Origin of the sequence: Streptomyces alkaliterrae, assembly GCF_007097205.2 — a bacterium.
Taxonomy (GTDB): domain Bacteria; phylum Actinomycetota; class Actinomycetes; order Streptomycetales; family Streptomycetaceae; genus Streptomyces; species Streptomyces alkaliterrae.
Genome location: NZ_VJYK02000216.1, coordinates 1 through 9,395, shown reverse-complemented (window position 1 = coordinate 9,395; position 9,395 = coordinate 1). Strand labels below are relative to the sequence as shown.

Annotated in this window: 7 protein-coding genes; 3 read left to right on the top strand and 4 right to left on the bottom strand. The window is 72.8% G+C overall.

From position 1 onward, the window contains the following. Positions 1-27 precede the first annotated feature (27 nt). Together FNX44_RS18840 and FNX44_RS18835 are read right to left on the bottom strand one after the other, a co-directional pair. The gene (locus FNX44_RS18840) at positions 28-1,695 is read right to left on the bottom strand and encodes a glycoside hydrolase family 13 protein (RefSeq protein ID WP_143649469.1); all 1,668 of its coding nucleotides are present in this window, start codon (positions 1,693-1,695) and stop codon (positions 28-30) included. A gap of 363 nt (positions 1,696-2,058) precedes the next feature. Then, on the bottom strand, positions 2,059-3,321 hold the full coding sequence (locus FNX44_RS18835) for an ABC transporter substrate-binding protein (protein ID WP_143649468.1): 1,263 nt from the start codon (positions 3,319-3,321) through the stop codon (positions 2,059-2,061). Between the two features lie 157 nt (positions 3,322-3,478). Here FNX44_RS18835 and FNX44_RS18830 point away from each other — a divergent pair, with 157 nt between their 5' ends. From FNX44_RS18830 to FNX44_RS18820, 3 genes are read left to right on the top strand one after another with little or no spacing between them, the layout of a single operon-like run. Then, positions 3,479-3,985, top strand: coding sequence for a PadR family transcriptional regulator (locus FNX44_RS18830; RefSeq protein WP_143649467.1), 507 nt, complete (start codon positions 3,479-3,481; stop codon positions 3,983-3,985). After that, positions 3,982-4,824 (top strand): ABC transporter ATP-binding protein, encoded by an 843-nt coding sequence (locus tag FNX44_RS18825; RefSeq protein ID WP_143649466.1) that lies wholly within the window; start codon positions 3,982-3,984, stop codon positions 4,822-4,824. The genes FNX44_RS18830 and FNX44_RS18825 overlap by 4 nt, the downstream gene beginning before the upstream one ends. A 3-nt stretch (positions 4,825-4,827) precedes the next feature. After that, on the top strand, positions 4,828-7,158 hold the full coding sequence (locus FNX44_RS18820) for an FtsX-like permease family protein (RefSeq protein WP_143649465.1): 2,331 nt from the start codon (positions 4,828-4,830) through the stop codon (positions 7,156-7,158). Positions 7,159-7,203: 45 nt separating this feature from the next. Here FNX44_RS18820 and ygfZ read toward each other — a convergent pair whose 3' ends face one another. Further along, entirely contained in the window at positions 7,204-8,181 is a 978-nt protein-coding gene (gene ygfZ / locus FNX44_RS18815; protein WP_143649464.1) for a CAF17-like 4Fe-4S cluster assembly/insertion protein YgfZ, read from the bottom strand. 44 nt (positions 8,182-8,225) lie between these two features. Further along, entirely contained in the window at positions 8,226-9,272 is a 1,047-nt protein-coding gene (locus FNX44_RS18810) for an ABC transporter substrate-binding protein (protein WP_143649463.1), read from the bottom strand. Between the last annotated feature and the right edge of the window lie 123 nt (positions 9,273-9,395).

The following is a 9,395-nucleotide window of genomic DNA, read 5'->3' as shown; positions in this document are numbered from 1 at the left end:
GGATGGGGTTTCCGGGTTCCGTAGGGGTCAGGACGTGCCGTCGGTGAGCCACCAGGCGGCGGTGGAACCGGGCAGCACACCGGCCGGGCAGGGCCCGCTGGAGAGCAGCGGGGTGCCGGAGACCGGGGCGGCGGTCGGCCCGGTGCCGAAGTTGATCGCGCAGACCAGGCCGTCGCCGCGTTCGAACGCCAGCACCTCCGGCTCGGACTCCAGCCAGCGCAGCGTGCCCTCGCCGAGCTGCGGCAGTCCGCGCCGCAGCTGGAGGCCGTCGCGGTAGAGGTGCCAGAACGAGCGGGTGTCGGCGAGCGCGCGGTCGGTGGCGTGCTCGGCGAACCAGTCGGGCTGCGGCAGCCACGGCCGGGCGCCCTCCGCGCCGGAGCTGAACCCGAACGGGGAGGCGTGACCGGACCACGGCAGGGGTACGCGGCAGCCGTCCCGGATGCGCTTGCGGCTTCCGGTGCGGTGGAAGATCGGGTCGGTGAGGACCTCGTCCGGCAGGTCGACGACCTCCGGCAGGCCCAGTTCCTCCCCCTGGTAGACGTAGGCGGCGCCGGGCAGCGCCAGCATCAGCAGCGCGGCGGCGCGGGCCCGGGCGGAGCCGAGACCGCTGCCCTCGGGGCCCGGCTCGCCGGCGTACCGGGTGACGGTCCGCACCTGGTCGTGGTTGTTGAGCACCCAGGTGACCGTGGAGCCGGTGCCGGCGATGTCCCGCATCGCCTCCTCGATGGTCTTGCGGAAGGCGTCGGCGTCCCAGGGCGCGCCGAGCAGGTCGAAGAAGAACGCCTGGTGCAGCTCGTCGGGGCGCACGTACAGGGCGTGCTCGCGGGCGGTCGGCACGGACACCTCGCCGACCAGCAGCCGGTCGTGGCCGTCGCGCGAGGTGTACTCCTCGCAGATCGACCGCCAGTGCCGCCACACGTCGTGCACCTCGGGCTGGTTCCAGGCGAGCGGGTTGACCGAGTCGCGGGAGCGCTCGTCGGCCTCCGGGTCGTCGGAGTCCGGCAGCTCGGGGTGCTTGTAGAGGCCGGCGGCTACGTCGATGCGGAAGCCGTCCACGCCCCGGTCCAGCCAGAACCGCAGGATGGCGTCGAAGGAGTCGGGGATCTCCGGGTTCCGCCAGTTCAGGTCGGGCTGCTGCGGGGTGAAGAGGTGCAGGTACCACTGGCCGGGGGTGCCGTCGGGTTCGGTGACCCTGGTCCAGGCCGGGCCGCCGAACATCGCGCGCCAGTTGTTCGGCGGCTCCTCGCCGCGCTCGCCCCGGCCGTCGGCGAAGTGGAAGCGGGTCCGCTCGTAGCTGCCGCGCCCGGCGGCGACGGCCTCCCGGAACCAGGGGTGCTCGCTGGAGCAGTGGTTGGGGACGACGTCCAGCAGGACCCGGATGCCCATGCGGCGCGCGTCGGCCATCAGCCGGTCGAACACCTCGAGGTCGCCGTAGACGGGGTCGACGTCCCGGTAGTTGGCGACGTCGTAGCCGTGGTCGTGCTGCGGGGAGGGGTAGAACGGGCTCAGCCAGATGCCGTCGACGCCGAGCTTCTTCAGGTAGGGCAGTCCGGCACGCACGCCGGCGAGGTCCCCGATGCCGTCCCCGGTGCTGTCCAGGAAGCTGCGGACGTACACCTGGTAGATCACCGCGTCGCGCCACCAGAGGTCGCTGGTGCGCTGGGTGTGGCCGGTTGCGGCCGGTGCTGTGGACATCGCGATTGACCTGTTCTCACGTGGTGCCGGCGTTCTACGGGCGGGAGGCTGGATGCCGCCGACCGCCCGCACGCCGTGCCCCTGGCGTAACTGTGCGTGGTGCCGGCCGCTGCTTTCGGGAGGTGTGGGGGAGGTCGTGGAGTGGGGCGACGAGCCTCCTCCGGCTCCCTCCGACCGCTGCGGCGGTTATACATGCATGTTAAGTAGGGATGTCCGACGGGTGTCAATGGATCGCTCGGTAAAGACCCGAGGATCATGGAGATTCGAGGGGTTACCCGTGGGGAAGGTGGGAAAACGAGAGAGGATCGATACCTACGCGTTAGGTATCGATCCTCTGGGGGTGTGCCAGGGCGCGGGGCGACGTCAGTCCCGGCGGGCGATCCGTTCCAGCTCCCTGGCCAGCCTGGTCACCGCCGCGTCCGTCGACTGCCGCCGGGCCAGCGCGTCCCCCACCACCGCCTGCACCGCCAGGCTCACCTGGTCGTAGCGCGGGCTCTTCGCCCGGGGCTCGGCCGCCAGCACGCTCTCCCGGAGAGTCGGCAGATAGGGGAAGCGCGCCACCAGCGCCGGATCGTCGTACAGCGCGGCGCGCACCGGCGGCAGCGCACCCTCCGTCAGCACCCGCCGCTGCACCGGCTCGCCGGTCAGGTAGCCGATCAGGTCCGCCGCCGAGTCCGGGTGCCGGGACTGGGTGCTGATCGCCAGGTTCGAACCGCCGAGCACGCTTGTGCCCGGCCCGTCCGGCCCCGGCAGCGGCACGGTGTCGAAGCGGCCGGCGACCGCCGAGCCCTCAGCCGAGGCACCCGCGTACACGTACGGCCAGTTCCGCAGGAACAGCAGCTCGCCGTTCTGGAACGCCTGCCGGGACTCCTCCTCCTTGAAGTCCAGCGAACGCTTCGGGATCCACCCCTCGCGCAGCCCGCGGACCAGGAAGTCCAGCCCCTCGCGGGCCGCGTCCGAGTCCACCGTGACCCTGGCCCCGTCGTCGGCGAGGATCGAACCGTCGGCCGACAGCACCGTCTCCGTGGCGTTCACCGTCAGACCCTCGTACGGGAAGAACTGGCCCGCATACCCCTGCAGGCCGTGCCGCGGCGCGATCTCGGCCGCCTGCCGGGCCAGCTCGTCCCACGTCCTCGGCGGGCTCTCACCCTCCGCCGCCAGTACGTCCTTGCGGTAGTAGAGCAATCCGGCGTTCGTCACGTACGGCACCGCGTACAGTCGGCCGCCGAACGTCGCCGTGTCGACCACCGGCGGCAGCATCTCGGCCAGCGGGAAACGCTGCCGGTCGATCGGGCGGATCCAACCGGCCGCCGCGAACTCCGACGTCCAGGCGACGTCGATGTTCAGCACGTCGAAGCGGCTGCTGCCGGACCGCAGCTCGGTGATCATCTGGGCGCGCGTCTCGTCCGCCGACTCCGGCAGCTCGACCAGCGTCACCCGCTCACCCGGCCGCTCCCGGTTCCAGTCCTCCAGCACCCGGCCGAGATAGTCCGTGAGGTCACCGGCCGTGGCCAGCGTCAACGGGCCGCGACCCGCCGGCTCCGGGCGCTGCGGCCCGGCCGCCGCGTACGCCGTGAGAAGGATCGCGCAGACGAGCAGAACCCGTCCGGCGATCAGCCAGCGCATCGTGCCTCCTGGAACTTCGGCGCCCATCGTCTTTGCCGGACGCCCTGACCCATATATACCTGTTAGGTATGAGGGATACTAGGGCTCGCGCCCCGAAGGCCCCCGTTACCGCGGAGCCGACCAGCGACGACGAGCCCGGACGGGAAAGGAGAGGCGTGTGCGACTCGCTCTCCTCGCCCTGCTGGCCAGGGGCCCCGCCCACGGGTACGAGCTGAAGCTGGAACTGGAGAAGCTGCTCGGCGCCGCCTACCCGCAGCCGAACGTCGGACAGATCTACGTCACCCTCGGGCGGCTGGAGAAGTCCGGCCTCATCGAGGGCGAGGAGATCGCCCAGTCCAGCCGGCCCAACAAGAAGACCTACCGGCTCACCGACGCGGGTCGGGAGGCCGTCGCCGCCTGGTTCGAGGAGACCTCCGACGAGCCGCGGGTCCGCGACGAGTTCTTCATGAAGCTCGCCCTCGCGGCCGACTCCGGCCTCGCCGACCGCCTCACCCTCATCAACAAGCAGCGCCGCCAGTACCTCAACAGCATGCGCGAGCTGTCCCGGCTCAGCGCCACCGAGGACCGGGACAACCGGATCGCCCAGCTGCTCATCGAAGGTGCGATGCTGCACCTACAGGCCGACCTCGACTGGCTCGAACGCTGTCAGGAGGAGCTGGAATGAGCGACCCCGGCCCCACCACCACGCCCGACGACCCGAAGGCCCCCGGGAACGGCCCCGCCGCCCGGAACGGCCCGGCGGACGGCGCCGCCGTGCCGCTGCTCCGCGCCGAGGGCCTGGTCAAGACCCACCACGGCGAGGGCGCCCCCGCACGCGCCGTGCGCGGCGTGGACCTGACCGTGCGCGCCGGCGAGTTCGTCGCCGTCACCGGCCCCTCCGGCGCCGGGAAGTCCACCCTGCTGCACCTCCTCGGCGGCCTCCAGCGGCCCGACGAGGGCGCCCTGTGGCTCGACGGCGCCCGCGTCGACGGCTACAGCGAGGCCCGCTGGGCGGTACTGCGCCGCCGCCGCGTCGGCATCGTCTTCCAGTTCTTCAACCTCGTCTCCAACCTCACCGTCGCCGACAACGTCGAGCTGCCCGCGCTGCTCGCCGGCGCCACCCCCCGGCAAGCCCGCAGCGAACGGGCCTCCCTGCTCGCCGAACTCGGCCTCGAAGGCCGCGAGCGCAGCATGCCCGCCGAGCTGTCCGGCGGCGAACAGCAGCGCGTCGCCCTCGCCCGCGCCCTCGTCAACCACCCCGACCTGCTGCTCGCCGACGAACCCGCCGGCAGCCTCGACAGCAAGGGCACCCGCGAGGTCATGCGCCTGCTGCAGCGCTTCCACCAGCGCGGCCAGACGATCGTCCTGGTCACCCACGACGCCCGGCTCGCCAGTGTCGCCGACCGCGTCGTCAGCTTCTTCGACGGCCGCGTCGCCGACGACGCCGAACTCGGCGCCGCCACGAGCCCGGCCCGCCCCGGCCGCCCCGGCGGCGTCGGCGGCCTCGTCGACCTGGGGGACTGAACCGTGCGGGCGACACTGCGCTGGGCACACGCCGACCTGCGGACACACCGCGGCGAGGCGCTGTTCCTCGTCCTCGCCACCACCGGCGTCGTCATCGCCCTCCTGCTCGCCAGCGCGCTCTTCGGCTACGCCGCCAACCCCTGGCAGCGGGTCTTCACCCAGACCAACGGCGCCCACGTGTGGATCCACGCCCGAGGCGACGCCGACCCCGCCGACCTCGAACGCCTCCGCGACCTCGACGGCGTCACCGCCGCCACCGGCCCGCACCGCACCGCCCACATCACCGCCCGCACCGACGCCGCCCGCGCCGACGTCGAACTGCGCGCCGCCGACGCCGATCCCGGACCCACCGCCCGCCCCCAGGTCGTCAGAGGCCGCTGGCTCGACACCGGCACCCCCGACGGCGTGGTCCTCCAGGCCGGACTCGCCCGCGCCCTGTGGGCCGAGCCCGGCGACACCGTCACCGTCCCCGGCGGCGCCGAAGGCCCCCGCGAGCTCACCGTCCTCGGCATCGCCGACACCGCCGAACGCGACCACCGTGCCGGCGACCGCCCCGGCGTCGGCTGGGTCCTGCCCGGCGCCCTCGACCGCGTCACCGCCCCCGCCGACCGGCTCGGCCAGGTCGTCGGCCTGCGCCTCGCGGACCCCGACGACACCGGATACGCCGTCCAGCGCGCCGTCACCCTGCTCGGCGCCGACGGTGTCACCGAGGTCTCCGACTGGAAGCAGGCCCGAGCCGAGGCGCAGAGCGACGACCGGCTCCTCGGCCTGCTGCTCGTCACCTTCGGACTCGGCGCGCTGCTCGCCGCCGCACTCGCCGTCGCCGGAGCCATCAGCACCCGCGTCCGCGGCCACCTGCGGGACATCTCGGTACTCAAGGCCGTCGGCTTCACCCCCGGCCAGGTCGTCCGGATCTTCCTCGTGCAGCACGTGGCGTTCGCGCTGCTGGGCGCGGCGCTCGCCGTCGCCCTGCTCGGCACCCTCGGCGGACGCTTCCCCGGCCGCATCGGCGAGGCCGTGTCCATCTGGCGCGACCTTCCCCACCACACAGCCGCCACCCTCGCCGTGCCCGCCGCCGCCGTGCTCTTCATCGGCCTGGCCACCTCGCTGGCCGCCTGGCGAGCCGGCCGGGTGCCGCCCGTCCCCGTCGCCCGGGGCGCCGTACCGCCGGCCGCCGGCATGTCCCGCGCCGCACGCGCCGCCCTCGGCCGACGCGTGCCGCCTGCCCTGGTACTCGGCTGGCGCGCCGCGTTCGCCCGCCGGGGCCGCTCGCTGACGGCCGTCGCCCGGCTGGCGCTGCCGCTGCTGCTGATCACCGTCGCCCTCAGCGCGTGGACCACCCTCGACCGGGTACCGTCCAGCGCCGGCGACGCCGGCCCCGCCGCCACGCTCAGCGCCCGCGCCACCGAAGGGCTCGACGAACGGCAGGCCGCCCGCCTCCTCGCCGACAACCCGGACGTCACCGCCGTCTACCCCGGCATCGAGGTCGCCGCGCTCGCCCCCGGCCAGACCGGCACCATCAACCTGCGCGGCCTGGGCACCGACGCCCGCCCCTACCCGTTCACCGTCGTCGAGGGCCGTGCCCCCAGCCCCTCGGCGACCGACGACGAGGCGGTCGCCGGACAGGGCCTGCTCGACCTGCTCGACCTGGAGGTCGGCGACTGGGTGCGGCTCACCGTCGAGGGCCACCCGCAGATCCTCCACATCGTCGGCCGCACGATCGAGACCGAACAGGGCGGCCGGGTCGTCACCACCTCCCTCGACACCCTCGCCGAACGCGACCCGGGCCTGCGACCCGCCTTCCACCAGGTCCAGCTCCGGCCCGGCGCCGACCCGAAGGCGGTGGGCGCCGCGCTGTCCCGCGCCTCCGACGGACGACTGGAGATCCACGAGGTCGGCGGGCTCAACGAGGGGCGCGCGGTGATGCGCGGCGTACTCGCCGGCCTGGCCGCCGTACTCGCCCTGATCGGCCTCACCGAACTGCTGACGACCATCAGCGCCGGTGTCAGGGACCGCGAACGCGACCTGCTGGCGCTGAAGGCCATCGGGCTCACCCCCCGCCAGATCAGCGGTGTCATCGTCACCGCCACCGGCCTGACCGCCCTCGCCGCCGCCCTCACCGGCACCCTGCTCGGTACCCTCGTCGGCCGCTGGCTGATCAACGAGCACGGCCGGGCCAGCGGCATCGGCGCGGGCATCGCGCAGTCACCGTCCACGGCGGTACTGCTCCTGCTGATCGCCGGCGCGACGGCCGGCGCAGTCGCCGCCTCCCTGCTGCCGGCGGCCCGCGCCGCCCGCCGCCGCCCGGCCGACACCCTCGCCGCCGTCGTCTGACGCCGCCCGGCTGTCGCCGTTCCCGCCCGGCTGTCCTCCCGCGTCCTACGGCTGGACGACCGGCTCCTGCGCCGCCGCTGTCGTCCCGGCCAGCAGCGCCGCGTCCAGCGGAACGTTCCGCTTCACCAGCGCCAAAGCGATCGGCCCCAGCTCGTGATGGCGCGCCGAACTCGTCACGAAGCCCAGCTGCCGCCCCTCCGGACCGTCCGAGGCGAGCCGCACCGGATCACCGTGGCCGGGAATCGTCACCTCGCTGCCGTCCAGATGCAGGAACACCAGCCGACGCGGCGGCTTCCCCAGGTTGTGGACCCGGGCCACCGTCTCCTGGCCCCGGTAGCAGCCCTTCTGGAGATGCACCGCCGTACCGATGAGCCCGATCTCGTGCGGGATCGTCCGGTGGTCGCTCTCCAGACCGACGCGCGGCCGGTGCGCCTCGATCCGCAGCGCCTCGTGGGCCAGCACCCCGACCGGCGGCCCGTACCGGCCGTCCTCGGCGAACTCCCGCAGCCGCTCACGCGGCAGGAACAGCTCCCGCCCGTACGGCGTCTGCCGGACCAGCACCCCCTCGGGCGCCTCCGCGATGGAACCGGCCGGCAGCTGCACGACCGCGAAGTCCGCCGTCCGGTCGGCCAACTCCACCCGGTAGAAGAACTTCATGCTCTCCAGGTACTCCATCAGCGCCGTCTGGTCGCCCGGCTCGGTGTGGATCCACACCGTCTCGCCGTCGTCGACCAGGGACAGCCCGTGCTCGATGTGCCCGTTGGCGGACAGCACCAGCGCCTCGGTCGCCTCGTGCGGCGGCAGCTCGCTGACGTGCTGGGTGATCAGCAGATGCAGCCAGCTGAGTCGGTCCGGTCCGGTGACCGTGAGCACACCCCGATGTGAGAGGTCGACAAAGCCGGACCCCTCGGCGAGGGCCCGTTGCTCACGGAAGAGGTCGCCATAGTGGGCGGCGACCCCCTCGTCAGGCCCCTCGGACGGGACGGCACCGGGCAACGACAGCAGCGGACTGGCGTAACGCATGCCACAAGACTACGTCCGACGCGGCGGGCCGGTGGTGGCGGCGATCACTCCCCGTCCGCCACCTTCCGGACGTACTCGCCCAGCGACGCCACCGCCGCCGGGTTCCTCGGCGACTCCACGAGGTCGACGTAGTCCAGCACGAAGATCCGGTCGTTGCGGATCGCGGACACGTTCTTCAGCGGGCCGAAGGACTTCAGGAACTTCCGCTTCTGCTCGGCCGACACGTCACCGTAGTTGTTGATGACGATGATCTCCGGATCACGGTCGACGACGGTCTCCCAGCCGACCGTCACCCACGAGTCGTCGAGGTCCTTCATGATGTGGTCGCCGCCGGCCTTGGTGATGATGTCGTGCGGACCGGCGAACCTGCCCGAGGTGAACGGCTTGTCCTTGCCGTCGTCGTACAGGAACACCCGCGGCCGGTCCTTGCCCCTGGGCGCCTTCGCCTCGGTGTCCGCGACCACCCGGCGGAAGTCCGCCACCAGCTTCTCCGCCCGGTCCTCGACGTCGAAGATCTTCCCCAGGTTCTCCAGATCGGTGTAGAGCGCGTCCAGCGGCGACATCACCCCGCGCGCCTTGCCCTTGCCGTTCCGGCAGGACTCGCTGAGCAGGTAGGAGTCGATGCCCAGCTTCTCCAGCGTCGCCGGGGTGAAACCGTCCGCCTCGTTGAAGCCGTAGTTCCAGCCGGCGAACACCAGGTCCGCCCTGTTGTCCACGGCGATCTCCTTGCTGATCCTCCCCTTGGAGAGCCACTTGGTCTTCTCGTAGGCGTCGGCCCACGGGACCTGCTTGTCGCTCCGCTGGTAGGCGGGGGTGACGTAGCCGGCCATGCTGTCCTCCAGGCCGAGCGAGAACATGATGTCCGTGATGCCGACGTCGTTGGTGACGACCCGGGTCGGGGCCTTGTCGAAGGTCTTCTTCTCCCCGCAGTTGGTGACGGTCACCGGATAGTGCGACCCCCCGCCCTTCGCGGAGTCCGAGCCCGAGTCGGGCTCCGACTCGGTCACCTGCGCCCCGCACCCGGCGAGCACCGTCAGCGAGGCGAGGACGGCGAGCGAGCGAACGACGGCGGTACGAGATGCCGATGCCATGGCGAAGTTCCTTTGTGTATGGGACGGACTGTCTCGCAGCCCGTCCTGGGGGTGCCTCCCGGCCGAAGGCCGGGGGAGTTCGAGGGCCGGGGTCCGGGGGCTGGCCCCAGGAAGCGGGAAGGG